The sequence below is a fragment of the Microbacterium sp. NPDC090014 genome (genome assembly GCF_044748285.1).
In the GTDB taxonomy this organism is placed as follows: domain Bacteria; phylum Actinomycetota; class Actinomycetes; order Actinomycetales; family Microbacteriaceae; genus Microbacterium.
This window is the reverse complement of record NZ_JBIVFS010000001.1, coordinates 1,225,261-1,249,851: the sequence shown is the minus strand read 5'-3', so window position 1 is coordinate 1,249,851 and position 24,591 is coordinate 1,225,261. Positions and strand designations below refer to the sequence as shown.

General features: G+C 68.8%; 23 protein-coding genes. 13 read left to right on the top strand and 10 right to left on the bottom strand.

Features of this window, described 5'->3' with window-relative positions:
* Nucleotides 1-44: 44 nt before the first annotated feature.
* Nucleotides 45-1,388 (bottom strand): M20/M25/M40 family metallo-hydrolase, encoded by a 1,344-nt coding sequence (locus ACIPV5_RS05895; RefSeq protein WP_053098825.1) that lies wholly within the window; start codon nt 1,386-1,388, stop codon nt 45-47.
* Nucleotides 1,389-1,475: 87 nt separating this feature from the next.
* Between ACIPV5_RS05895 and ACIPV5_RS05890 the strand changes: the two genes are divergently transcribed.
* The 4 genes from ACIPV5_RS05890 to ACIPV5_RS05875 all read left to right on the top strand — a co-directional run bounded on the left by ACIPV5_RS05890 (nt 1,476) and on the right by ACIPV5_RS05875 (nt 3,759).
* Complete coding sequence (locus ACIPV5_RS05890; protein ID WP_400340305.1) at nt 1,476-2,486, top strand: FUSC family protein; 1,011 nt, start codon at nt 1,476-1,478, stop codon at nt 2,484-2,486.
* Nucleotides 2,487-2,526: 40 nt separating this feature from the next.
* The gene (locus ACIPV5_RS05885; protein ID WP_053098823.1) at nt 2,527-2,925 is read left to right on the top strand and encodes a DUF1801 domain-containing protein; all 399 of its coding nucleotides are present in this window, start codon (nt 2,527-2,529) and stop codon (nt 2,923-2,925) included.
* 62 nt (nt 2,926-2,987) lie between these two features.
* Nucleotides 2,988-3,254: a thioredoxin domain-containing protein gene (locus ACIPV5_RS05880; protein ID WP_053098822.1), complete on the top strand. Its 267-nt coding sequence runs from the start codon at nt 2,988-2,990 to the stop codon at nt 3,252-3,254.
* Between the two features lie 94 nt (nt 3,255-3,348).
* Nucleotides 3,349-3,759, top strand: a complete 411-nt coding sequence (locus tag ACIPV5_RS05875; protein ID WP_053098821.1) for a VOC family protein — start codon at nt 3,349-3,351, stop codon at nt 3,757-3,759.
* A gap of 5 nt (nt 3,760-3,764) precedes the next feature.
* On the opposite strand, the gene thrC is transcribed toward ACIPV5_RS05875, so the two are convergent.
* A complete protein-coding gene (gene thrC / locus ACIPV5_RS05870) occupies nt 3,765-5,168 on the bottom strand; it encodes a threonine synthase (protein ID WP_072592216.1) in 1,404 nt (467 codons plus the stop codon).
* A gap of 178 nt (nt 5,169-5,346) precedes the next feature.
* On the opposite strand from thrC, the gene ACIPV5_RS05865 reads away from it, so the two are divergent.
* From ACIPV5_RS05865 to treZ, 4 genes are read left to right on the top strand one after another with little or no spacing between them, the layout of a single operon-like run.
* Complete coding sequence (locus tag ACIPV5_RS05865; RefSeq protein ID WP_053098820.1) at nt 5,347-5,631, top strand: hypothetical protein; 285 nt, start codon at nt 5,347-5,349, stop codon at nt 5,629-5,631.
* Complete coding sequence (glgX, locus tag ACIPV5_RS05860; RefSeq protein WP_400340302.1) at nt 5,628-7,838, top strand: glycogen debranching protein GlgX; 2,211 nt, start codon at nt 5,628-5,630, stop codon at nt 7,836-7,838. The genes ACIPV5_RS05865 and glgX overlap by 4 nt, the downstream gene beginning before the upstream one ends.
* Complete coding sequence (gene treY / locus ACIPV5_RS05855; protein WP_400340301.1) at nt 7,835-10,183, top strand: malto-oligosyltrehalose synthase; 2,349 nt, start codon at nt 7,835-7,837, stop codon at nt 10,181-10,183. Before glgX ends, treY begins: the two co-directional genes overlap by 4 nt.
* A complete protein-coding gene (treZ, locus tag ACIPV5_RS05850) occupies nt 10,180-11,937 on the top strand; it encodes a malto-oligosyltrehalose trehalohydrolase (RefSeq protein WP_400340299.1) in 1,758 nt (585 codons plus the stop codon). Before treY ends, treZ begins: the two co-directional genes overlap by 4 nt.
* A gap of 16 nt (nt 11,938-11,953) precedes the next feature.
* Here the strand turns inward: treZ and ACIPV5_RS05845 are convergent, their stop codons facing one another.
* Complete coding sequence (locus ACIPV5_RS05845) at nt 11,954-12,424, bottom strand: GNAT family N-acetyltransferase (protein WP_400340297.1); 471 nt, start codon at nt 12,422-12,424, stop codon at nt 11,954-11,956.
* Nucleotides 12,425-12,545: 121 nt separating this feature from the next.
* Between ACIPV5_RS05845 and ACIPV5_RS05840 the strand changes: the two genes are divergently transcribed.
* On the top strand, nt 12,546-12,881 hold the full coding sequence (locus ACIPV5_RS05840; protein WP_053099385.1) for a helix-turn-helix transcriptional regulator: 336 nt from the start codon (nt 12,546-12,548) through the stop codon (nt 12,879-12,881).
* The gene (locus ACIPV5_RS05835) at nt 12,881-13,597 is read left to right on the top strand and encodes a cation transporter (RefSeq protein ID WP_400340295.1); all 717 of its coding nucleotides are present in this window, start codon (nt 12,881-12,883) and stop codon (nt 13,595-13,597) included. Before ACIPV5_RS05840 ends, ACIPV5_RS05835 begins: the two co-directional genes overlap by 1 nt.
* A 206-nt stretch (nt 13,598-13,803) precedes the next feature.
* Here ACIPV5_RS05835 and ACIPV5_RS05830 read toward each other — a convergent pair whose 3' ends face one another.
* Both ACIPV5_RS05830 and ACIPV5_RS05825 read right to left on the bottom strand, forming a co-directional pair.
* A complete protein-coding gene (locus ACIPV5_RS05830) occupies nt 13,804-14,406 on the bottom strand; it encodes a response regulator transcription factor (protein WP_053098815.1) in 603 nt (200 codons plus the stop codon).
* Nucleotides 14,403-15,623, bottom strand: a complete 1,221-nt coding sequence (locus ACIPV5_RS05825; protein WP_295102089.1) for a sensor histidine kinase — start codon at nt 15,621-15,623, stop codon at nt 14,403-14,405. Before ACIPV5_RS05825 ends, ACIPV5_RS05830 begins: the two co-directional genes overlap by 4 nt.
* Before the next feature lie 154 nt (nt 15,624-15,777).
* Between ACIPV5_RS05825 and ACIPV5_RS05820 the strand changes: the two genes are divergently transcribed.
* On the top strand, nt 15,778-16,320 hold the full coding sequence (locus ACIPV5_RS05820) for a hypothetical protein (RefSeq protein WP_053098813.1): 543 nt from the start codon (nt 15,778-15,780) through the stop codon (nt 16,318-16,320).
* 66 nt (nt 16,321-16,386) lie between these two features.
* Here the strand turns inward: ACIPV5_RS05820 and ACIPV5_RS05815 are convergent, their stop codons facing one another.
* The 4 genes from ACIPV5_RS05815 to ACIPV5_RS05800 form a co-directional block, all read right to left on the bottom strand.
* The gene (locus ACIPV5_RS05815; protein ID WP_400340293.1) at nt 16,387-17,931 is read right to left on the bottom strand and encodes an Ig-like domain-containing protein; all 1,545 of its coding nucleotides are present in this window, start codon (nt 17,929-17,931) and stop codon (nt 16,387-16,389) included.
* Nucleotides 17,932-18,181: 250 nt separating this feature from the next.
* On the bottom strand, nt 18,182-18,868 hold the full coding sequence (locus tag ACIPV5_RS05810) for a response regulator transcription factor (protein WP_056277718.1): 687 nt from the start codon (nt 18,866-18,868) through the stop codon (nt 18,182-18,184).
* Complete coding sequence (locus ACIPV5_RS05805; protein ID WP_150115155.1) at nt 18,865-19,980, bottom strand: sensor histidine kinase; 1,116 nt, start codon at nt 19,978-19,980, stop codon at nt 18,865-18,867. The genes ACIPV5_RS05810 and ACIPV5_RS05805 overlap by 4 nt, the downstream gene beginning before the upstream one ends.
* A gap of 4 nt (nt 19,981-19,984) precedes the next feature.
* Nucleotides 19,985-20,683 (bottom strand): DUF2306 domain-containing protein, encoded by a 699-nt coding sequence (locus ACIPV5_RS05800; protein ID WP_150115154.1) that lies wholly within the window; start codon nt 20,681-20,683, stop codon nt 19,985-19,987.
* 131 nt (nt 20,684-20,814) lie between these two features.
* Between ACIPV5_RS05800 and ACIPV5_RS05795 the strand changes: the two genes are divergently transcribed.
* On the top strand, nt 20,815-21,831 hold the full coding sequence (locus ACIPV5_RS05795) for an NAD(P)-dependent alcohol dehydrogenase (RefSeq protein WP_400340290.1): 1,017 nt from the start codon (nt 20,815-20,817) through the stop codon (nt 21,829-21,831).
* Nucleotides 21,832-21,955: 124 nt separating this feature from the next.
* Nucleotides 21,956-22,858 (top strand): PfkB family carbohydrate kinase, encoded by a 903-nt coding sequence (locus ACIPV5_RS05790; RefSeq protein WP_400340289.1) that lies wholly within the window; start codon nt 21,956-21,958, stop codon nt 22,856-22,858.
* Nucleotides 22,859-22,875: 17 nt separating this feature from the next.
* Here ACIPV5_RS05790 and ACIPV5_RS05785 read toward each other — a convergent pair whose 3' ends face one another.
* Entirely contained in the window at nt 22,876-24,459 is a 1,584-nt protein-coding gene (locus tag ACIPV5_RS05785) for an SLC13 family permease (RefSeq protein ID WP_400340287.1), read from the bottom strand.
* Nucleotides 24,460-24,591 lie beyond the last annotated feature (132 nt).

Below are 24,591 nucleotides of genomic sequence, written 5' to 3'. Positions count from 1 at the left end.
GAAAGGACTGGATCGGGCGCCGAAGCGCCCGCGGAGGGGTGAGATCACCCTAGCCGCTCGAGGAGCGCCCGATGGAACCGCTCCCCCCGCTCGAGCGCGACGATCTCGACGTTCTCATCGACGCCGTGGATCGACGCCCGCTGTGCGTTCGACATCTCGAGCGGCGCGAAGCGGTAGACGGCGGGGGCGAAACGGTGGAAGTGGCGGGAGTCCGTCGCCGCCATCATCACGTACGGCACCGCGGGGACTCCCGGGTGAGAGACGGCGAGAGCGTCGGCGAGCAGCGTGAACTGGGCGTTGTCGGTCGCGGACTCGGGCGACGGTTCGCTCGCCTCCTCGACGGATACGGTGATGAGCGGATCCCGGATGCGCCGACGCACCCGCAGCACCGTCTGCTGCGTCGTCTCACCCAGCGCGATGCGCAGGTTGACCGTCGCCGAGGCCTGCGACGGCAGGACGTTCGCGGCAGTGCCGCCCGACTGCATGGTCGGAGCCACCGTTGTGCGCACGAGTGCTGCGGGCTCGCCGCCGAGCGCGGCGAACAGCCGGCCGGTGACCGGCGGGGCCGAGCCGAGCAGCCTGAGCAGATGCCCTGCCGGACCGGGAGTCTGAGCTCCGAGCTGCGACAGCATCCGTCCGATCGCCTTCGACGGACGCGGTCGGAACGTGCGGGGGCCAAGCCGATCGACGGCCCTCGCCACGCGCCGGACCGCTGTGAGAGCGGGCGGTGCCGAGGCGTGACCGCCCTCACCACGCGCCGAGAGCGTGAGCGTCATGACGCCCTTCTCCCCCACGCCGATCATCGCCGCCCGTCCCGGAACGAAGGGCAGCGGCGCATCCACGACGGCGCCGCCCTCGTCCACCACGAGCCACGGGATGATGCCGCGATCGCGCAGGACGCGGGCGATCTCCTCGGCTGCTCGACCGAAGGTCTCCTCATTGCCCCCGAACGACAGGTAGACGTCCCGTGCGGGGGTGAACCCGTCGGCGAGCAGGTTCTCGACCGCCTCGAGCACGACGATCAGCGGACCCTTGTCATCGAGAGCACCACGACCGTAGACGACTCCGTCGGCGATGACGCCCTCGAACGGGGGATGCGTCCATGCGTCGCTCTCGTCGACGGGGACGACGTCATAATGCGCCATCAGCACGACCGGCCCCGCAGCGCCGGCGTCCCTGCCCGTCCAGTGGAAGAGCAGCCCGAAATCGGTGTGCCGTTCGAGTGCGAGATGCTCGTGGACGAGCGGGTAGAGCTGCGCGATCAGAGCGACGAACGACTCGAACGGCTCGGTTCCGCGCTCCTCGACCTCGGCCGACACGGTCGGCAGCTGGATCATCTGCGAAAGCCGTTCGGCGATTCCCGGTCGAGGTTCCGTCACGTCGGCCATCGTATCGCCGGGGCGATTCCCGCCGGCTCGCCGTACTCCGGTCGACGTCCGTCCTGCTCGGCGCCGGCGCCGCGAGACAATGGAGGGATGAGCCTGTTCGCCCTGGCACCCAAGCGCGGTCCGCGCTGGCATCTCGCCACCCAAGCGGCGCTGGGCATCGCGGTGCCGATAGCGGTCATGACCGTGCTCGGCGAGCCGTCGCTCGGCTACGTCGCGGCCTCGGGCGCGTTCACGGTCCTCTTCGCCGGGACGGCACCGGTGATCGATCGGGCGAGGATCCTGCCGTTCGTCGCCGCGGGCCTCATCGTCAGCGCCGCTCTCGGAGTGGCTGTCTCCGCCAACGCCTGGCTCGTGAGCATCGGCGTCGTGGTGGTCGCGGTCGTCAGCGCTGCCCTGGCGTTCGGGTTCCGGCTCGGCCCGCCCGGACCGCTCTTCTTCGTGCTGGTCTTCGGCCTGTCGGCGCACGTCGTGGCGAGCTCGCCCCTGGCACCGCTGACCTATCTCGGGGCACTCGCGGCCGGCTGCGTGTTCTCCTATCTGGTCGCGATGGCGCCGCTTCTGCGTCCTCGAGCGCGCTCGATCTCCGCTCGGCCGCTGAGCGAGCTGCTCCCGGGCCCCGCATTCACCCCCGATTCGCGCATGCTCGTGATCCGGGTCGCGATCGTCGCCGTCATCGGCGTCCTGCTGGGACTGGTGATCGACCCCACCCGGACGTACTGGATCGTGGGGTCGGCGGTGGCGGTGATCGGCGTGGCCGCCGCCCGTCGCGCCGCCGTCCAGCGCGGACTCCATCGCATGCTCGGAACCGTGGTCGGGGCCGGCGTGTACGCGCTGCTCGCGCTGCTGCATCCGTCGGGGCTGTGGCTCGCTCTGCTGCTGGGCGCGCTGCAGTTCACGATCGAGCTCGTCGTCGTCAGGCACTACGCTCTCGCGCTCGTCTTCATCACCCCTCTGGTGCTTCTGCTGACGGGCGCAGCGACGGGCGAGATCGGTTCGATGGACGTCGCCGGGGAGAGGATCGTCGACACCCTCGTCGGAGCTGCTCTGGGTGCGATCTCCGGCTTGCTGCATCCGCGCGCGACCACGTCTTCCGTGTGACTCTCTCGACGTCTGCCGTCGCACGCGCCATACTCGCAGCATGACCCGTGCGCCTGAGATCGCCGACTACCACCGCAGGCTCAGCTCGGAGGATCGGCTGATCTGCGACCTCCTCGCGGACGAGATCGACCGAGCACTCCCCGACGCCGCCGCAAAGGTCTGGCACGCGCACCCGGTCTGGTTCCTCGACGGCAATCCGATCGTCGGATACGACCGCTTGAAGGATGCCGTCCGACTGATGTTCTGGAGCGGCCAGTCGTTCGCAGAGCCCGGACTCGTCGCCTCAGGATCCTTCGAGGCCGCCGAGAAGAGATTCACCTCCGCCTCGGAGATCGACACCGACCGGCTCGCCGTCTGGCTGTCGGAGTCGCGGGTCGTGCAATGGGACTACGAGCACATCCGCACGAACCGGGGCCTCGTCAAGCGCACCTCGTTCTGATCGCGGCTCGGGAACACCGCGAGACGGTGCGCGGTTGCACCTCGAGAGCCGAGAGGAGAGCCATGGAACTGACGCTCGTGACCTCCGCGTTCTGCGGAGCGTGCTCGCGCACCCGCTCGGTCGTGGAGGACGCCGTGCGCTACCTTCCCGACGCGACCGTCACCGAGATCGACGTCGCGAGAGAACCGGATGCCGCGGAGGCGCTCGACATCCGCTTCACCCCGACCGTCATCATCCGCGATGATTCGGGCGCAGAAGTGTTCCGCGCCGAAGGTGTGCCGACGGTGCCTCAGGTGCTCACGGCGGCGGTGAAGGCCCTCCCCGCCTGAGCGCGACGTCGCTCTTGCGGATGTCCGACCCCCGGCGCAGAATGAGCCGCAGCGGGACCGACGGCGGCCCCGCCTGACAAGGCTGGGGGCAGTCATGGCCAATCTCAATCCCTATCTCTCGTTCCGCACCGAGGCGCGACAGGCGATGGAGTTCTATCAGGGCGTGCTCGGCGGTGATCTCGAGATCAACGTGTTCGGCGAGTTCCCCGACATGGTCCAGAACCCGGATCAGCACGATCTCGTGATGCATGCGCAGCTCACGACGCCGGACGGCCTGGTGCTCATGGCCTCAGACACCCCCGACGGCATCCCGTTCGAGCCGCCCCAGGGATTCTCGGTCTCACTCAGCGGCAACTCGCAGGAGAAGACGCAACAGGTCTGGGACGCCCTGTCCGACGGTGCGGCGATCACCATGCCGCTCGACACCCCGCCGTGGGGCGGCACGTTCGGAATGCTCGTCGATCGTTTCGGAGTGCCCTGGATGCTGCACGGCGACCCCGAGTGAGTCGCTCAGCGCAGGGCTTCGGCCTCGATGAACGCTCGGAGCTCGTGCTCGTCGTCGGCCATCTCGGTCCTGCGCTGCGGAGCGTCGAGCATCGCGCGCAGCTCTGAGGAGTACTCGAGCTCGACGCCGATCGCCTCGCGGATCGTCTCGGCGAACTTCTGCGGCTTCGCCGTCTCGAGCACGAGCATGGGCACACCGGGCTCGACGTTCTCGCGAGCGACCTTGACTCCGTCGGCCGTGTGCGGGTCGATGATGTCCCCCGTCGCCTCATAGACGGACCTGATCGTCGCGAGCCTGTCGTCGTGCGTCGAGGTGCCGCTGACGATGCCGAACTCCTCGACGAAACGCGCCAGATCGGAGGTGAAATCGAAGAAACCCTGGGTGTCGAGCTCCTGCCAGGCCTTCACGACGCGGCTTGCGTCACGACCCACGAGTTCGAAGATGAAGCGCTCGAGGTTCGACGCCTTCGAGATGTCCATCGACGGGCTCGAGGTGGCGAGCGTCTGCGCGGCGCTCCGCGGCCGGTAGACGCCGGTGCGGAAGAACTCGTCGAGGACGTTGTTCTCGTTGGCGGCGAGCACGAGGCGACGGATGGGCAGCCCCATCTCCTTTGCGAAGAACCCCGAGAGGATGTTGCCGAAGTTTCCGGACGGCACCGTGAACGACACCTCGGTCCATCCGCCGGCGTCCGTCGCACGCAGCCACGCCCAGAAGTAGTAGACGACCTGGGCGGTGATGCGGGCGAGGTTGATCGAGTTGACCGCACCGAGGTGCTGAGCGCGCTTGAAGTCGAGGTCGCCGGCGAGGGACTTGACGAGGTTCTGGCAATCGTCGAACACGCCGTCGACGACGATGTTGTGGATGTTGTCATCGTCGAGCGAGAACATCTGCGCGCGCTGGAACGCACTCATGCGCCCCTTCGGGGACAGCATGAACACCGAGATGCGGTCCTTGCCGCGAAGAGCGTGCTCGGCAGCCGAGCCGGTGTCTCCCGAGGTCGCGCCGAGGATGTTCAGGACAGAGCCCTTGCGCTCGAGCGCGTACTCGACGACCTGCCCGAGGAACTGCATGGCCATGTCCTTGAAAGCGAGGGTCGGCCCCTCGGAGAGACCCACCAGGGTGAGATCGTCGCCGATCGACCGCAGGGGCACGACCTCTTCAGGGAACGGCTCGTAGGCGGCCTCCGTCATGCGGGCGAGATCGGCCCGCGGGATGTCCGTGGCGAAGAGACCGAGCACCTCGGTGGCGAGCTGCGGATACGTCAGGGCACGCCAGCGCTCGAGCGTCTCTCCGTCGACCGTGGGCATCGTCTCGGGGACGGCCAGTCCTCCGTCGGGCGCGAGCCCCTCGAGCAGGGTCTCGCAGTACGGCAGCGGCTGCATGCCGCCTCGGGTGGAGATGTACTGCACGGGAGCTCCTCGGTTCGGGATCGGCACGGGGCTTCCATTGTCGCAGGTGGGCGCGGGGTGATTTCACGATCAGGATGCGCGTCTCACGACATAGCGCGTTCATCGCGCGGAGGCAATGGTGTTCCGCTGTGAACTCGTATCTCTTAGCGTGGACCCCATCAACAGAACAGGAGCCCTCATGACTGCGAAGACCCATACCGCGCATGACCACAAGCCCGCGGACGGCCAGGCTCCCACGACAGCCTCGACGCCGGCCGAACCCCTCTACGAGCGTGTCGACCTCGATCGCTACGTCGTGCTGCACGACGGCCCCGTCGGATACGTCGAGCACGTGCATCCTGTCTTCGTCTGCTACGTCGGCCACCCTTACCCGCACGCCGACGAGATCGCTCAGGTGCATGACTTCCACGACGCGGTGAGGACTGTCCTGCACCGCGCCGTCTCGAAGCGGCGCGCTCAGTGAGCCACGAGATCTGGCCCGGTTCCCCCTACCCGCTCGGCGCGACCTTCGACGGCCAGGGCACGAACTTCGCCCTGTTCAGCGAGGGCGCCGAGAAGGTCGAACTGTGCCTGTTCGACGACGACGGCAGCGAGGAGCGCGTCCCGCTCGAAGAGGTCGACGCGTTCGTCTGGCACGGCTATCTGCCCTCCGTGCAGCCCGGACAGCTCTACGGATACCGCGTGCACGGACCGTACGACCCCGCGCAGGGAAAGCGATTCAACCCGAACAAGCTCCTCCTCGACCCGTACGCGAAATCCGTGGCCGGCCGGGTCGACTGGGGGCAGCCCCTGTTCGGCTACGACTTCGGCGACCCCGATTCCCGCAACGATGAAGACTCCGCCGCGACGATGGTCAAGGGCGTCGTCGTGAACCCGTTCTTCGAGTGGGCGGGCGACCGACTGCCCAAGACCCCTTACGCACAGAGCGTGATCTACGAGGCGCACGTCAAGGGACTGACCCAGCTGCACCCGGACATCCCCGAGGAGCTGCGGGGCACGTATGCGGCCATCGGCCACCCGTCGGTCATCGAGCACCTGGTGCACCTCGGCGTCACCGCGATCGAGCTGATGCCGGTGCATCAGTTCGTCTACGACTCGACCCTCGAGGAAAAGGGCCTCACGAACTACTGGGGCTACAACACGCTCGCCTTCTTCGCGCCGCACAACGACTACTCCTCCAGCGGGCAGCACGGTCAGCAGGTGCAGGAGTTCAAGGCCATGGTGCGCGCACTGCACTCGGCGGGGATCGAGGTCATCCTCGACGTGGTCTACAACCACACCGCCGAGGGCAACCACATGGGGCCGATGCTGTCGATGCGGGGCATCGACAACGAGGCGTACTACCGCCTCGAAGAGGACCGTCGCTACTACACCGACTACACGGGCACGGGCAACAGCCTCAACGCCGGCAACCCGCACGCGCTGCAGCTGATCATGGACTCGCTGCGGTACTGGGTCACGGAGATGCATGTCGACGGCTTCCGCTTCGATCTCGCCTCGACTCTCGCGCGCGAGTTCTACGACGTCGACCGTCTCGCGGCCTTCTTCGAGCTGGTGCAGCAGGATCCGATCGTCTCGCAGGTGAAGCTCATCGCCGAGCCGTGGGATGTGGGCCCCGGCGGATACCAGGTCGGCAACTTCCCTCCGCAGTGGACCGAGTGGAACGGCAAGTACCGCGACACCGTGCGCGACTTCTGGCGCGGTGAGCCGCAGGCGCTCGGCGAGTTCGCATCGCGTCTCACCGGTTCCGCCGACCTTTACGAGCACTCCGGTCGGCGTCCCGTGGCGTCGATCAACTTCGTCACCGCTCACGACGGCTTCACGCTGCGCGACCTCGTGTCGTACAACGAGAAGCACAACGAGGCCAACGGCGAGGACAACAACGACGGCGAATCCCACAACCGCTCGAGCAACAACGGCGTCGAGGGGCCCACCGACGACGAGACGATCAACCGCGTCCGCGCCCGACAGCAGCGCAACTTCCTCGCAACACTGCTGCTGTCGCAGGGAGTGCCGATGATCGCGCACGGCGACGAGCTCGGTCGCACCCAGGACGGCAACAACAACGGTTACGCGCAGGACAACGAGCTCACCTGGGTCGATTGGGAGGCGGCGGATCGTCCTCTCGTCGAGTTCACGGCAGCGGTGGCGAGACTGCGCCGCATGCACCCGACGTTCCGCCGCAGCCGGTTCTTCGACGGCCGGCCGGTGCGGTCGGAGGACGGCGAACGAGTGCCGGATGTGGTCTGGCTGCGACCCGACGGCCGCCGGATGGAGCCCGAGGACTGGGATTCCGGATTCGGTCTCGCGATCGGCATGTTCTTGAACGGACAGGGCATCCGCGAGAAGGACCGCCGTGGACAGCCGGTGACGGATCAGAACTTCCTCGTCTACTTCCACAGCGGGACGGAGGCTATCGACGCCGTGCTCCCCGACGAGCGCCACGGGCGTGCGTGGGAGGTCGCCGTCGACACCGCCGGCGACCGTGCCGGAGGCGACGCGATCGACGCCTGCGCTCCGGTGACCCTCGAAGCCAACTCGATGCTGGTGCTGCGCGAAGTCGATCAGACCGAGGTGCCGACGGACGACTCCGTCGAGGCCTCGCTGCGCATCCAGACCGAGCGCGCCGAAGCTCCGTCACCCGCCCCGACCCCGGAGCTGCCTCGATGACCCACCGCCCGCTCTCGACCTATCGTCTGCAGATCCGAGCGGGTTTCACGCTCGACGACGCGGCATCGATCACGGAGTACCTCACCGAGCTGGGTGCCTCGTGGGCGTACCTCTCACCGCTGCTCGCGGCCGTGCCGGGGTCGGACCACGGCTACGACGTCGTCGATCATTCCCGGGTCGACGATGCCCGCGGTGGCCCCGAGGGGCTCGAGCGCTTCTCCGCCGCGGCCCGCTCAGCGGGGCTCGGGGTCCTCGTCGACATCGTCCCGAACCACGTCGGCGTGGCCGTCCCGCGCGCGAACCTCTGGTGGTGGGATCTGCTGCGACTCGGGCGCTCATCGCGCCATGCGCTGGCATTCGACGTCGACCCGCGACTGTCCGACGGACGGGTGCGACTGCCGATCCTCGGGTCGTCGCTCGCGGAGGTGCTGTCAGCCGATGAGATCGTCGTCGACACGACCCCGGCCGACGATGCCCCCGACGGAACGCTGTCGTACTTCGACCACGTGCTTCCCCTGGCACCGGGATCGGGAGAGCTCGCAGACGATCTGCCTGCCCTCCTCGACGCCCAGCACTACGAGCTGCGGTTCTGGGAGGACCAGAACACCGACCTCGACTACCGTCGGTTCTTCGCCGTGTCCGAGCTCGCCGGCATCCGCGTCGAGATCCCGGATGTCTTCGAGGAGTCGCACCGCGAGATCGCCCGGTGGATCACCGACGGTCTGGCCGACGGACTCCGCGTCGACCATCCCGACGGGCTGACGGATCCCGGCGAGTACCTCGAGCGACTCGCCGACATCACCGGCGGCGCGTACACGGTCGTCGAGAAGATCCTCGAACCGGGTGAGCAGCTGCCGTCCTGGTGGCGCACCGACGGCACGACCGGCTACGACGCGATGGGCGAGATCGACCGCGTGCTGATCGACGGCGACGGAGTCGCAGCCCTCGACCTCCTCGACTCGCGGCTGCGGGACGAGACCGGTCTGCCGGCCGCGAAGTCATGGGCCGACCTGATCCACTCCACGAAGCGGATGATCGCCGACGACCTCCTGCAGTCCGAGGTGCGACGCCTCGTCAGGGCTCTGCCGTTCGGCGTGGTCGGCGCCGAGGACGCGCTCGCCGAGATCGTGGCGAGCTTCCCGGTCTACCGGTCCTACCTCCCGGCGGGACGCGAGCATCTGCAGCACGCGATCGACGACGCCGCACGGCGCCGCCCCGACCTCGCGGGATCGATCGCCGAGCTGACGCCCCTGCTGCTCGACACCTCGCTCGAGGTCTCGCAGCGCTTTCCGCAGGTGACGGGAGCGGTGATGGCCAAGGGCGTGGAGGACACCGCGTTCTACCGCCACACCCGCCTCGGCACCCTCACCGAGGTCGGCGGCGATCCCTCGATCGCCTCCGTCTCGGTCGACGAGTTCCATGACGCCCAGCAGGCGCGGCTCGCGTCGTGGCCGTACTCGCTCACCGCTCTGTCAACCCATGACACCAAGCGATCCGAGGACGTCCGTGCGCGTCTGTCGGTGCTCTCCGAGATTCCGGACCGCTGGGCGCAGGTGCTGACCGAGCTCCGTGCCGTCGCCTCGACAGGACACGGGCCACTCGATTCCCTTCTCTGGCAGGCCGCGGTCGGAGCATGGCCGATCTCGTCGGAGCGCCTGCTCGCCTACGGGCTGAAGGCCGCGCGCGAGGCTGCGGAGTCGACCGGATGGCAGCATCCGGACCTCGAGTTCGAGAAGGGCGTCGACGCGATCGCCGAGGCGGCGAACGGGCGGGCTCGACCGATCCTCGAGGGATTCGTCGGCGAGATCGTCGACCCCGGTCGAGTCAACTCGCTGTCCGCGAAGCTCCTGCAGCTCGCAGCTCCCGGTGTGCCCGACGTCTACCAGGGCACCGAGCTGTGGGACCACTCGCTCGTCGACCCCGACAACCGGCGGCCGGTCGATTTCGCAGCGCGTTCGGCGATGCTGGGTCGACTCGATGCCGACGTCTCTCGCGGCATCCTTCCTCCCATCGACGACTCGGGCCTCGCGAAGATGCTCGTCACGTCGCGCACGTTGCGTCTGCGCCGGGACAACCCCGAGCTCTTCTACCGGTATCGCCCGGGCGGTGTCGCCGGTGAGGCGTCGGATCATGTGGTCGCGATGGACCGGGGCGGTGTGCTGGCGGTGGCGTCGCGTCTGCCCGTCGGACTCGAGCGCCGCGGCGGATGGGGCGACACCGTGCTGCTGCGCCGCGAACTGCCGGCGACGGACGCGATCACCGGTCGCCGCTTCGGCCGCGGTCCGATCCGGCTGGCCGACCTGCTCGACACGTATCCGGTCGCGCTGCTGGTGGACGAGCGATGATCTCGGTCTGGGCTCCCCGCGCCGACAGCGTGCGGCTGCGTCGTCTGACACCCGCGTGCACCACGATCTCGGAGCACGACCTCACGTCGGCTGATGACGGTTCGGGATGGTGGAGCACCGACGTGGCGATGTCCGAGGGCGAGCGCTATGGCTTCCTCCTCGGCGACAGCACCGACCTGCGCCCTGATCCGCGGTCGCTGCGGCAGCCGCGGGGCGTGCACGGGCCCTCGGCTCTCTTCGATCCGGCCCGCTTCGAGTGGACCGACGGGGACTGGCGCGGTGCGCCGCTCGACGGTGGCGTGATCTACGAGCTGCACGTCGGGACATTCACACCGGACGGCACGCTCGACGCGCTCATCGGGCATCTCGATCACCTCGTCGAACTCGGCATCACGCATGTCGAGCTGCTCCCGGTCAACGCGTTCAGCGGCGACTGGAACTGGGGTTACGACGGCGTGCTCTGGTACGCCGTGCATGAGGGGTACGGCGGACCCGCCGCATACCAGCGGTTCGTCGACGCCGCCCACTCACGCGGCATCGCGGTGATCCAGGACGTCGTCTACAACCACCTCGGACCCAGCGGCAACTACCTGCCCGAGTTCGGTCCGTATCTGCGCGAGGGCCGGCACACGGCGTGGGGCGACTCGGTGAACCTCGACGAGCCGGCCGTGCGCGAGTACATCATCGAGAACGCGCTGATGTGGCTCCGTGACTTCCACGTCGACGGGCTGCGGCTCGACGCCGTGCACGCACTGCACGACGAGAGCACCCCGCACCTCCTGCACGAGCTGTCCGAGCGCGTAGATGCGCTCGCTCGCGAGGTCGATCGCCCGCTGAGCCTGATCGCCGAGTCGGATCTGAACGACCCGGTCATGGTCCTCTCCCACGAGGAGGGAGGGAACGGCCTCACCGCGCAGTGGTCAGACGACTGGCATCACGCGGTGCACGTCGCGCTCACCGGCGAGACCGACGGGTACTACGCCGACTTCGCCGCGCCGGACGCGCTGGCGAAGGTCACTCAGACCGGGTTCTTCCACGACGGGACGTACTCGTCCTTCCGCGGGCGCACGCACGGCGCGCCGCTGCCGCCGAGCGTCCCTGCCTGGCGACTGGTCACATTCGCGCAGGACCACGACCAGATCGGCAACCGTGCAGCGGGAGATCGGCTGACCGCTTCGCTCTCCTCCGATCGACTCGCCGTCGCCGCGGTTCTCACCCTGACCGCACCGGGCACCCCCATGCTGTTCATGGGCGAGGAGTGGGCTGCGTCCACCCCGTGGCAGTTCTTCACGTCGCACAAGGAACCGGAGCTCGCGAAAGCCACCGCGGAGGGGCGGATCGCGGAGTTCGCGCGCATGGGATGGGACCCGGCCGCCGTGCCCGACCCACAGGACGCGGCTACGTTCGAGCGATCGCGGCTGGACTGGAGCGAGCTCGCATCGGCATCGCACGCCCGCATCTTCGATCTGTATCGACGCCTGATCTCCCTGCGGCGCGAGGTGCCCGAGTTGACCGATCCCGAGATGTCGCACAACCACGTCATCGTGTCGAAGACGGAAGGCGCACCGGAGAACCGGGCCTACCGGATCGAACGAGGCGAGGTGTCGGTGCTCGTGAATCTCGCCGAGCAGGAGGTGGAGTTCGATCTCGCCCCCGACTCGCGGATACTGCTGGAGACGGCGCCCGTGCGGACGATCGCGCGGACCGTCGTGCTCGCACCCGAGTCCGCGGCGATCGTCGCACCTGCGCGCTGATCGCCTTTCGGCCAGGTCAGAGAGACTTGGCGAAGCACAGGGACAGACCGCTGCCGATGTAGTGGCCGAACAGCGGGATCGGTCCGTAGCCCTCGCGTTCGTAGAAGCGCACGGCATCCGGCTGAGCGGTGCCCGTCTCGAGCACGAGGGACCGGATGCCGAGCAGGCGCGCTTCTCCCTCGAGTGCGCGGAGCAGCGCCACAGCCGCGCCCGTCCCGCGCGCGGAGGGAGCCGCGTACATCCGCTTGATCTCTGCGACGTCGGTTCCGAGCACGGCCGGATCGAGGGGTCGGAGACCGCCGCATACGATGGCGAGCCCGCTCTCCTCTCGTGCGACGAGGAAGACGGGCACGTCGTCCGCCGAGGGGATGACGCCCGGCTCATGGTCGTCGCTGCCGTACCGCGCATCGAGTTCGCTGCGCTGCGCGGCCCTGAGCCGCTCCGCATCCGGATGCGACCATGCCACCCGCTCGACCGTCACTCCCATGTCGCCCTCTCGATCCGATGTCGCCGCCCGATTCACGGTACCGAGCGAAGATGTCGGGGATGTTGCCGCGCGTCACCATAGATTCACGATTCTCTTAATTCACGCTTCTCTGTACAGTTGCATCGTGACCCTCGCCGCCTCGCCCACCCATACCGCCGCCGTCGCCCGCCTGGGTCATGCCCTGTCGGACTCGACGCGCGCAGCCATCCTGCTGGCGCTTCGAGCGGCGCCGGCGTACCCGTCCGACATCGCGGACGAGCTCGGGGTCAGCCGACAGCTCCTGTCGAACCATCTCGCGTGCCTTCGAGGATGCGGGCTCGTCGAAAGCGTCCAGGACGGACGCCGCAGCCGCTACGCGCTCGCCGACCCGCATCTCGCGACCGCGCTCGACGAGCTCATGCGCATCACGCTGATCGTCGAACCGGACTGCTGCGACGGCGAAGGATGCAGCTGCTGATGTCGACGAGCACTCTCACCGCCGAACGGCGCGCGACTCTGCACCGCCGCATCCGCCTCATCGTGGCGTTCACGATCGTCTACAACGTGATCGAGGCGGCCGTCGCGATCGCCGCAGGGTCAGTCGCATCGTCGGCCGCGCTGATCGGGTTCGGGCTCGACTCGAGCATCGAGGTGCTCTCGGCAGCGGCCGTGGCCTGGCAGTTCACGCGACGCGACCCCGAGCGCTGGGAGACGCCCACCCTCCGTGTCATCGCCGTCGCGTTCTTCGCTCTCGCGGCCTATGTCGTCACGTCGTCGGTGCTGTCGCTGCTCGGCGATGATCGGCCGGAGCACAGCACGGTCGGTCTCGTGCTGACCGCGGTCAGTGTGATCGTGATGCCGCTCGTGTCGTTCGCCGAGCGACGCGCCGGCCTCGAGGTCGGGTCGACCACGGCCGTCGCCGACTCGAAGCAGACACTGATCTGCAGCTACCTCTCGGCCGCCGTGCTCATCGGACTCGGCGTCAACAGCCTGTTCGGGTGGTGGTGGGCGGATGCCGTCGCCGGCCTCGTCATCGCGGTCTTCGCGGTACGCGAGGGTCTCGAAGCCTGGAAGGGCGACGCCTGTGCCACTTCGATCGGCATGATCCTCGAGGACGAGCACGAGCACCACGACCACGACCACGAGCACGTGCACGACGACCACCGTCACGACGACGCGCGTCACATGCACTGACGACCACGGAGTTCCAGAAAGAATTCCCGCCCGCGTCACTTTCCGTCGAGTTCGGGGTCTTGCATACGAGACCTGAAGTCGGCCTGGGGGGATACGAGCCGGTTTCGGGTCTGAGCCGCACTCTCCCCTTTGAGCGGCTCGCGGGTGGGGCAACTCCCACGGCCCCACCCGCCCTTCCGGGCTTCACGGGTCAGGCGTCCGCGCAGTCAGATCCAGCCGCGCTCCTCGGCCATCAGCACCGCCTGCTGGCGAGTGCCGACCGACAGCTTCGCGAGCACCGCCGAGATGTGGTTGCGCACCGTGCCGGGCGCGAGCGAGAGGGTCCTGGCGATCTGGGTCGTCGTCTCACCGCGGCGCCCGGCGCGGAGCACGTCCAGCTCCCGATCCGTGAGGGGCGACCGTTCGTCGCTCAGCGCGTCGGCCGCGATCTCAGGGTCGACGTAGCGGGCACCCGCGGCGACCCTGCGGATGACATCGGCGACCTGATCCGCTCCTCGTGACTTCGGCAGGAAGCCCGCGACACCCGATGCGAGAGCCCGCCGAAGCACCCCGGGCCGCGCGTGACGGGTGACCACCACGCAGCGCGTGACGATGGCTCGGTTCAATCGCTCCGCGACCTCCACACCGTCGAGACCGGGCATCTCGAGATCGAGCAGGCACACGTCGGGCGTCAGAGCGAGCGCGGCCGCGAGCGCCTGCTCACCGTCGGCGCACTCGGCGACCACCTCGATGTCTCCTTCCAGACGCAACAGGGCGGCGAGCGCCGAACGGATCATCCCCTCATCGTCAGCGAGGAGCACACGGATCATCGGCTCTGCCCATCTGCGGTCGACACATCGGATCGCGGAACCGTCACCGAGACGATGAACTCGTCGGCATCCTCGCGGATCTCCAGGGTTCCTCCCGCCTCCGAGATCCGGCGTCGCACTCCGTCGAGGCCCGACCCGACGGGGTGTGTCGCCACGCCGGTCACCACATCGTTCGCGACCTCGTAGCGCCACCCGTCGTCGACCCTGCGAAGGTCGAGCCGAGCCCGTCGCCCGGCCCCGTGCCTCAGGACATTCGTGGTCGTCTCCCTGATGACGGGACCGAGAGCCGATGACGGCGCCTCATCGGCGTCGGGTGCGATGTCGGCCTCGACGGAGAGTCCGGCCGCGGCGAGAAGGTCTCGGGCATTCGCCACCTCGTCACCCAGCGGCACCGAGCGGAAGCGCGTCGCCAGATCTCGGGTCCCCTGCCTGGCTTCGTCGACGCTGACCCTCGCGGCCCGGAGCTGCTCGAGAGCGGCGTCGGGATCGATCCTCATCAGGCGCTCGGCCAGTTCGAGCTGCAACGCGATCACCTGCAGGTGGTGCCCCTGGAGGTCGTGCACGTCGGTCGCCACGCGCAGACGCTCCTGCGTCGCGGCGAGGCGGGCCTCCGACGCCCTCGCACGATCGACGGTGACCAGCACATCCCACCACCACAGCGAGCTCACCGACATCGCCGGGATGAGGATCGCGTACAGCGCAGGGATCCAGCCGGGGAGCGCGATCTCGGTCGCGCCCCGAGCGGCGTCGGCGACGGCGACGAGCACGAGCACCACGGTGGTCAGGACGACCATCCGCAGGCGCACCCCCTTGGGCCAGTTGAGCAGCAGCACCGACTGAGCGATGGGCATGAGCGCGAGCAGCCAGCTGTCGAGCACGAGGCCGCCCGCGATCCCGTAGCCGACCGCGATGAGCAGCGGAAGGGCGATGCGCGTCCACGCGATGCCCGGCTCGGCATCCAGCCGGTGCCGATAGTCCGCGAGCAGCACGATGGTGGAGCCCCACCAGAGCAGGCCGCCCACGCCGACGACGAGCGCCGCCGTCGCATCGCCGGGCACGGCGAGCGCCTGCAGCGTCCAGACCAGCACCAGGAAGAGCTCGAGGAAGGCCACGGCCGACACCGTGTACCACCAGGTCGCGGTGATGCCTCGGGCGAGCTGGCGGGCTCCCGGGGGTGGGTCGTCGGCAGGATCGACGACCGGAGAAGTGCTGCGCATGCCCCCACGATACGGGCGTGACACATGTCATGGATGCCGCGGGCGAACCACCCGGAAAGCAGTGACGGTTCGGCACTGCCGCAGCGCGACATCAGACGGTGGACTGGATGCATCGCGACGGAGACACCGTCGCTCAGACCGGCAGGAGCCACCCATGAATCTCATCGAGACCTTCCAGGGCTTCGTCGCCCAGGTGCCTGAACTCATTCAGCCGCTCATCGTCGCCCTCGCGGGCGCCATCCCCTTCATCGAGGGCGAGGGAGCCGTGTCGATCGGCATCATCGGCGGCATCAATCCGGTGATCGCGGCCGTCGCGGCGATCGTCGGCAACTTCCTCTGCGTGGCCGTGCTCGTCATCGCGAGCTCCGGTGCACGCACCGCGATCGTGAACCGGTCCCGCAGCCGGCAGGCCGTTGCGGCCGGTGGCGGAGCCGTCGAGGCGGCACCCGCAGACACGATCGACTCCGACCGCGGTGGCGCCCGCCGCGAGAAGTTCCAGCGGGCGTTCGAGCGCTACGGCGTGCCGGGGGTCAGCCTGCTCGGTCCGCTGCTGCTGCCGACGCAGTTCACCGCCACGATGCTCGCCGCGGCGGGTGTCGGCAAGGTCCGCATCCTCATCTGGCAGGCTGTCGCGATCATCGGCTGGACGACGATCGTCGCGGTGATCGTCGGCAGCGCCGTCTACGCGATCCGCTGAGACAACGACGTCGAACGCACGGAAGCCCACTCGCCGAACGCGAGTGGGCTTCGGTGCGTGTCGGGGTCAGCGACGTCCGGCGCTCGAACGGCGCCTGGCGGCGATTCCGGTGGCCAGTCCGCCACCGACGATCAGTGCGACCGCCAACGACAGGAATGCCGCGCCCGATTCGCCTCCCGTCAGAGCGAGCTCGCCGGGAGCCGCGACCGGGGTCTGCGTCGGCGCCGGAGTCGGTGCCGGAGTTGCGACCGGCGTCGGGGTCGGGGTCGGAACCGGCGTGGCCGGGGTCGGCGTCGGAGTCGGCGTCGGCGTCACGACGGGCACCGGGTTGGCGATGTTGGTGAGGGTGAGCTCGATACCGGCCGTGGTTTCCGGCGTGACCTCGAAGGTGCCGTCTCCGACGTCGACGACGCCGTCGCCGGTGATCGTCCACTCACCCCAGGTCACACCCTGGATCTCAGGCAGATCGATCTCCTCGATCACGAAGGTCGAACCGAGCGGAGCACGTCCGCTGAGCACCGACTCCCCCACCGGAACCGTCATCGTGGTGGCTGCCGCATCCGAACCCTCGACCGAATAGCGCACGGTGTAGGTCGCATCCCGAGCGGCATCCGCCTGCGCGCCGGTGAGCTCCTTCGTGATGCCGAACGTCGTGTACGAGACACCACTGCCGTCGCCACCACCCGTTTCGACGACCGTGTGGGTCGCCGAGGTCGCGAACGTGTTGACGATCGCGTGGTTGCCGAAGACATCTCCCTCGGACACCGGCGCATCCGCCTGCGTGAAGTACACGAGCTCGTAAGCGAATCCGCCGGTCGGCAGATCGGTGACGGCGAACTCGAATGAGCGCCCGTCGTCGGCGAGATCGATCACGTAGGCCGACGAATCGACCGCGCTCCAGTCGCCGACCACTGCACCGTTCTCGACAGCGCGTCGCGCCAGATGGAACTCCCCGGTGTAGCGGTGCTCGGTCAGTCCGGCATCGAGGGTGTCGGTGATCGTGAAGGCGCCATCGTCGACATAGCCGCTCGGAATCCCGATGACCCATCTCAGCAGCCCGTCGGTCGCGGTCGCGCCGCCGAACTTGTAGGGCTCGTCCTCTTCCGCCGAATCTCCCGGTACGACTCCACCGTCACCGGGCAGGTCGACGATCTCGATCGTGTCGCCCAGGTCGAACTCGACGGTCTCGCTGGTCGTCGACTGCGAAGCCCGCGCCTCCATCCAGAACGAGCCGCCGACCTCCTCGAGGCCGTCGACCGCTGCGGTCAGAGTGCACACCATGTCCGGCCCCTGGCCGGCAGCGACGACGCAGTTCGCCATGACCAGACCCGTCACGGGGTCTGTGATCGTGAACTCACCGGCCGACTGACGGCTGAACTCCGCGGGCAGGGTCATCCCGAAGGTCTCCCCTGCCTGCGCCCCGGTCGGGACGGCCCACTCGCCCGTGATCCGCACGGTCTGCCATTGCACCAGCGGGCCACCGCCGTTCACGTTCTCGAGCGAGACGCTGCCGATCGCCCCCGGATAGGTCACGGACGGAGCCGCCATCGCGGGCGCGGTGGAGCCGAGCAGCCCCGCGATCGCCAAGACCATCCCCACGATGATCGCCACGATGCCGCGCTGTCGCGGCCTCGCTCCCCCGGCTCTCCTGGCCTCATTCATCCTCTTCGTCCGTGCACGCACGACACCACGCTCCCCAGTCATCGTTCTCCCCATCCGATTCGCGTCGCTCCCAATGCGACACATCTAAGAGATCAGGAAAAAGCGGGGGGATTACGCGGCAACCGGTATACAACTCCGATATACCGGGATGCGGTGTTGGCTGCGGCGTACCGGGGACTGCCTCGACGCGTCCCGGCCGTCATCGATTCCGGTGTTCCCCGCCCGTGGCTCGTGGGCTCATGCGCCCCGTCTGATGCGCCCAGATGGCGATCTCGACGCGATTGCGGACCCCGAGCTTGGTCATGAGGCTCGCCACGTGCGTCTTCACCGTGCTGAGGGTGATGAACAGCTCGCGCGCGATCTCGCCGTTGCTCAGACCCGCAGACACCTTCGCGAGCACCTGCTCCTCGCGCTCGGTCAGCGACTCGACCGGCGGCGGCGATGGTGCGGCGGCGGCCGATCCGGCGAAGGCCTCGAGCAGGCGCACCGTCACGTTGGGGGCGATCAGGGCATCACCGCTCGCTGCGGCGCGGATCGCCTGGGCGAGCAGCTCCGACCCGGCGTCCTTGAGCAGGAACCCTCTGGCGCCGGCCCGCAATCCCGCGAAGACGTACTCGTCGAGGTCGAAGGTCGTGATGAGGACGACCGCCATGGGATCGGGCACCCCTGGGCCGGCGAGCATCCGGGTCGCCTCGATGCCATCGAGGCCGGGCATCCGGATGTCGAACAGGCACACGTCCGGTCGCAGACTGCGGGCGAGGGCGACCGCTTCGGTGCCGTCGGCCGCCTGACCGACGACTTCGATGTCGGTTTGGGCGCCGAGGATCATGCTCAGTCCGGTGCGCACGAGTTCCTGATCGTCGGCGACGAGCACTCGGATCATCATGGCGCCCACCCGGCGCGGGGCAGCACCGCGTTGACGATCCATCCGCCGCCTGACGCCGGACCCGCCTCGCAGGCACCGCCGAGGAGGGCAGCACGCTCCCTCATGCCGATGATGCCGAAGCCGGGAGTCGGCGACGCGGCCACGTCTCCGTCGTTCGTCACTCTCAGGCGCACACCACCCGCGTCTGCCTCCACGCGGACGTCGACGCGGGTGACCTGTCGCGCGTGACGGAGGGCGTTGGTCACCGATTCCTGCGCGAGACGGAAGACGGCGGCAGCCACGGGTGGCGGGATGCTGTCGTCGTTGCGCGCGACCTCGACGACGACGACCGTTCCGCCCGGCCGCGTTCCGGCGAGCTGCGCGATGTCGTCCAGCTGGGCGCTCGGCGCAAGCTCGGCCGTCTCGCCCTGCCGCAGGACTCGCACCATCGACCTCAGCTCGCTCAGCGTCCTGGCCGCCTCCGCCTCGATCACGCCGAGCGCATCCTGCGCTGCGCGCGAGTCCCGCCCGGCCACCGCGATGCCCGCCTGGGCGCGGATCGCGATCGCCGAGACATGGTGGGCGACCGTGTCGTGCAGGTCGCGAGCCAGGTGCTCGCGCTCCAGCATCCGGATCCGGTCGAGGCTTCGTCGTCTCGATCCCGCCCGGTAGCGAAAGGCGATGCCGAACAGGGCGACCGTCAGCAGCAGCGCGAACCCCCCGACGAGTTCATCGAAGCCTTCCCCGCGGACGAATGTCAGCGCGAGGCTCGCCAGGAGGATGGCCGACCCGATCACGAGGTCGCGACCTGCCCCCCACCGGTACACGGCGTACACGTTCACCATCACGAAGAGACTCGAGTACAGCGCCGAGTCGGGCAGGAGCAGATCGACCGGCACCATCACGATGATGAGCATGAGAAGCGGCTTCGTGCGGCGCCACAGCACGGTCGGCAGCACGACGAGGAGGGCGATCACCGCGAACAGCGGCTGCGTCAGGTCGGTGCGGACGATGCCCTCGACCACGGCCAGGACGGCGACGAGGGCCAGGAGCACCCAATCCCGCCAGACTCGGGACGGCGGAGGGGGCACAGCGCTCGGCGCACTCCACACGGAACGCACGAGCCCGGTCACGCTGTCATGATACAAGCGCACCACGGCGCGACACCCCGCGCGTCCGCCGGCGAGAGCGGCGCCGGATGAGCAGCTCCGCCACGGCACTGTTGATCATGAACGCGGCGGCGACGAGCCATGCCTCACCGAAGGCGTCGACCTCACCGAGGGGGATCGTCCACAGCGCGAAGACGAGCGCCTGGGTTCCTCCCGACACGGCGGTGGCGTAGGCGCGGGTCATCCAGGCTCCGTGCGCCACGAAGTCGCGTCGTGTGATCGCGATCACGCCCCGCACGAGGAACAGGGTCATCGCCACGGCGAAGACGAGACGAACCATCGCGAGCGCGAGTTCATCCGGTGGACCACCGAAGAAGACCGCGAGCCAGGCCGCTGAGAGGGCCGCGACGAATCCCGCGGGAATCAGCACGCGGCCGGCCACGCGGTGCCAGGCATGCCGCGTTCGCAGCGCGGGTGAGAACTGGAACGCCCCGAGAACGCAGTAGACGGTCATCGCCACGATGTGCGCGACGATCGCGACCGTCGACGCCAGGAGGAGAGTCCTCACGGGTTCCCCGCTCACCTCCTGCAGACGAAGCACTCCACCGATCACGGGAAGCACGCTGAGCAGCAGAAGTCCGGTGATCGCCGGCCACCCGCTCTTCGATCGCCGACGCCGCTCCTTCTGCTCGGGAGTCGATCGGGCGGCTTTCATCTGCTGCGACATGTCTCGATGCTCGTCTCATCGACAATCGGGGGCATCGGCCGTCAGCACGGACTCGGAACCGTACTTTCGGCCGAGCGGATCCGGGCTTCCTGGCCGATGACGAGCATCCCCGGGACGACAAGCATCGAGACATGACCACTGACACGACCATGACCGCGGCCGTCTACCACCGCTTCGGCGCCCCTGAGGAGGTCCGCCTCGAACAGCGGGCGGTCCCCACGCCCCGGCCCGGCGATGTGCTCATCCGCGTGCACGCGAGCACCGTGAGCGTCGGCGATCATCGCGCCCGCGCTCGGGACATCCCGGCCGGCCTCGGGGTGCTCGCCGCAGTCGGACTCGGCGTGTTCCGTCCCAGTCGGCCGATCCTGGGCATGGATGCCGCGGGCGTCGTCGCGGCTGTCGGCTCGGGCGTCACCGCCTTCGCACCCGGCGACAGGGTGATCGCCTCGACCGGCGGAGCGTTCGGCGGTCATGCCGAGTACGTGCGCCTGTCTGCCGACGGCCCGATCACCAGAGCTCCCGACACGATGAGCTTCGAAGAGGCGGTGACGCTGGTGTTCGGCGGCATCACCGCGCAGTGCTTCTTCGCCCAGGTCGCGATCGGCCCCGGCACCTCCGTGCTCGTCAACGGAGCATCCGGCGCGGTCGGCACTGCCGCGATACAACTCGCGAAGCAGCTCGGAGCAGACGTCACCGCCGTCACGAGCGGCGGCAACGTCCCACTGGTCGCGTCCCTCGGCGCCGATCGGGTCATCGACTACACCCGCGAGGAGTTCGCGGCGGGGGGCGACACGTACGACGTGATCGTCGACTGCGTCGGCAATGCCCCTTTCAGCCGGGTGGAGACACTCATCAACCCCGGCGGTGCGCTGCTGCTCGTCATCAGCGATCTGCGGTCGATGCTGACGAGCCGCGGGCACACTCGCCGGTCGGGAAAGCTCGTCACCTGGAACGTCGGCACGCCGGGCGCGGAGGACCTCGCCCACCTCGTGAGCCTCGCGGATTCCGGTCGCTTCCGGGCCGTCATCGACAGGACCTTCGAGCTGGCCGACATCGTCGAGGCGCACCGCTATGTCGACACCGGCCGCAAGCGGGGAAACGTGGTGCTGCGCATCCCCCAGCCCGGAGCGAACCGAGCGCATCGGTGATGACCCGCAGCATCGCGCTCGACATCGCGGCTAACAGCGGCGCCCCGCTCGCGCAATGCCCTCTCGGTCGGCGTCGTCGACGCTTAGCCTCGTGCTGTCACGACGGTCGAAGGGCGGCGCACGCATGTCGGAGAGAAGAGACCGCTTCGCGGTGTTCGGCCAGATCGCCCAGGATCTGGTCCTCAGGGGCGATGCGCTCCCCGAGCCGGATGAGTCCGTCAGCGTCTCGGAGCTGCGACGGCTCCTCGGCGGCAAAGGCGCGAACCAGGCCGTAGGCCTTCGTCAGCTCGGGGGTTCGGTCGCGATCGTCGGCGTGGTCGGAGAGGACGACATCGGAGAGCGGCTCGTCACCGCCCTGCTGCACGACGCGATCGATGTCTGCGGGGTGGTGCGGCGCGGGGGCTCGGCCGTGCTGGTGGACGTCGTCGATCCGGCATCGCGGCGCATGCTGCTCGAGCACGTCCCGCCGACGTCGCTGTTGACCGTCGCGGATGTCGAGGCATCGGCGAGCGCGGTCAGCCGTGCAGGCACGATCTGTCTGCAGTCTCAGCAACCGGGCGATGCACTGTCGGCCGCTCTGATGATCGCGCGACGAGCGGACGCGACGGTGGCGCTCGACGGAGCGCCCGAGCCGGAGGTTCGCGACGAACTGCTCGCCGGAGCGGACGTCGTGCGTGCCGACGCCACGGAAGCCGAAGGACTGACGGGGATCGCCGTGTCGAACCTGGACTCGGCTCACGAGGCGTGCCGGTGGCTGCTCGCTCGCGGACCCCGCATAGCGGCCGTGGAGGTGGCAGGCGAAGGCGACCTCGTCGTCTGGGAGGACGGCAGCGCCTACCGCGCACATGACGATGAGGAGACCGTGGTGGACCGCACGGGAGGCGGCGACGCATTCTTCGTGGGACTCGTGCGGGGTATCGCGAACGGGTGGTCGATGGATCGCGTCGCGGATCTCGCTGCACGGGCTGCCGCGTCGACCGTGGCACGGCTGGGCGGTCGGCCGGAACTCGCGCACCTCGTGCGGTGACGCCGCGTGATCGGGAGTCAGAACGGCCAGATGAGCGGGACGTAGAGCACCGCGACGGCGACGTAGATCGCGACGAGTGGAAGACCGAGACGCCAGTAGTCACCGAATCGGTAGCCGGCGGGCTGCATGACCATGAGATTCACGGGTGTCGCGATCGGCGTCAGGAACGCAGCCGCTCCGACGACCGTGAGCGCCATCATGAACGGCTGCACGCTGACGCCCATGCTCGATGCGACCGACACCGCGATCGGCGCGATGACGAGCACGGTCGCCACGTTCGAGATGAACTGCCCGAGGATCACCGACGCGACGCAGATGGTGAGCAGAGCGAGATGGGGCGAGGTGTTGCCGACCAGCTGGAGAACCGCGTCGCCGACGAGATCGGCGGCGCCGGTGGAGACGAACGCCGATGACAGCGGGATCATCCCGGCGATGAGCGTGACAGTGGGCCACGAGATCGCCGAGAAGGTCTGCGTCACGGTGAGCACCCGCGTGACGATGAGGGCACCGGCCGCGAGAAGGCCAGCGATGACGGGCGGGACGACACCCGTGGCGAGGAGCACGACCATCGCTCCGAGGATCACCAGCGCGCGCCGCGCACCCCGGCCGAGCGGCACTGTCCGCTGCATCTGCTGGGGCGAGCTGACCGGAATCACATCGGGTGAGCTCGTATAGCGGTGCAGTGCCTCCCACGGCCCCTGGACGAGCACGGAGTCACCCGCCTGCAGCGTGACCGCGCCGGTCGCCCTTCCGCCCACATCGCCCGGACGGCTGCCGTGCCGGAGCGCGAGGATCACCAGGTCCTCCTGTCGCGTCGTCATCCCGGGCGAGACGACCCGGCCGATCAGGCTCGACCTCGGCCCGATGAGCACCTCCGCGACGCCCTCGCCGACCGTGAAGAGGCTGCCCGTATCGAGCGCGACGTCATACGTCTCGCGCCAGGCGCGTGCATCGTGACTCGGGTCGGCGGGCTCCTCGAGACGGTCCGGAACGCGCTCGGGCAGGAGCCTGTCTCCGAGCGCGAGCACGAGCACGACCGTCAGGACGACCATCGGGATGCCGACGATCGCGAACTCGAAATACCCGAACGCACGCCCACCGGCCTCCGCAGCCGCCTCGGACACGAGGATGTTGACCGGCGTTCCGGTGAGCGTGAGGAGCGACCCCGCTCCGGCGGCGAATGCGAGCGGGAGGAGCATGCGCGACGGCGCGATGCCTGCCCGTACCGCGACGAGCACCACGATCGGAAGGAGGGCAGCCACGGCACCGTTGATGCTGATCACCGCCGACAGCACGGCGGCCAGCAGACACACGATGAGCAGCAGGCGCGAACGGCTCTTGCCGGCGCGGCGCATGAGCTGCCGTCCCACCCACGACGTGACGCCCGTGGCATCCAGCGCCTCACTGACGATGAACAGAGCGACGATGAACAGGACGATGGGATCGCCGAACCCGGCGAAGGCGTCGCCGAGCGAGAGCACTCCCGTCGCCCACAGAGCGACGGGCACCGCCATCGCGACGATGACCATCGGGATGCGGTTCGACACGAACGCGATCACGGCCGCACCGAGTATGAGGAAGGTGATGATCTCGGGGTTCATCGTGTGTCTCCGGTGTCGGGGTGCGCATGAGAGCGAATGGGAAGGCTGTCGGCGGCGAGCGCGTCGTCCCCTGTTCAGGAGACATCACCATCTTCGCCTGCCCTCAGCCGGATCGCTGCGCAGGCCCTTCGA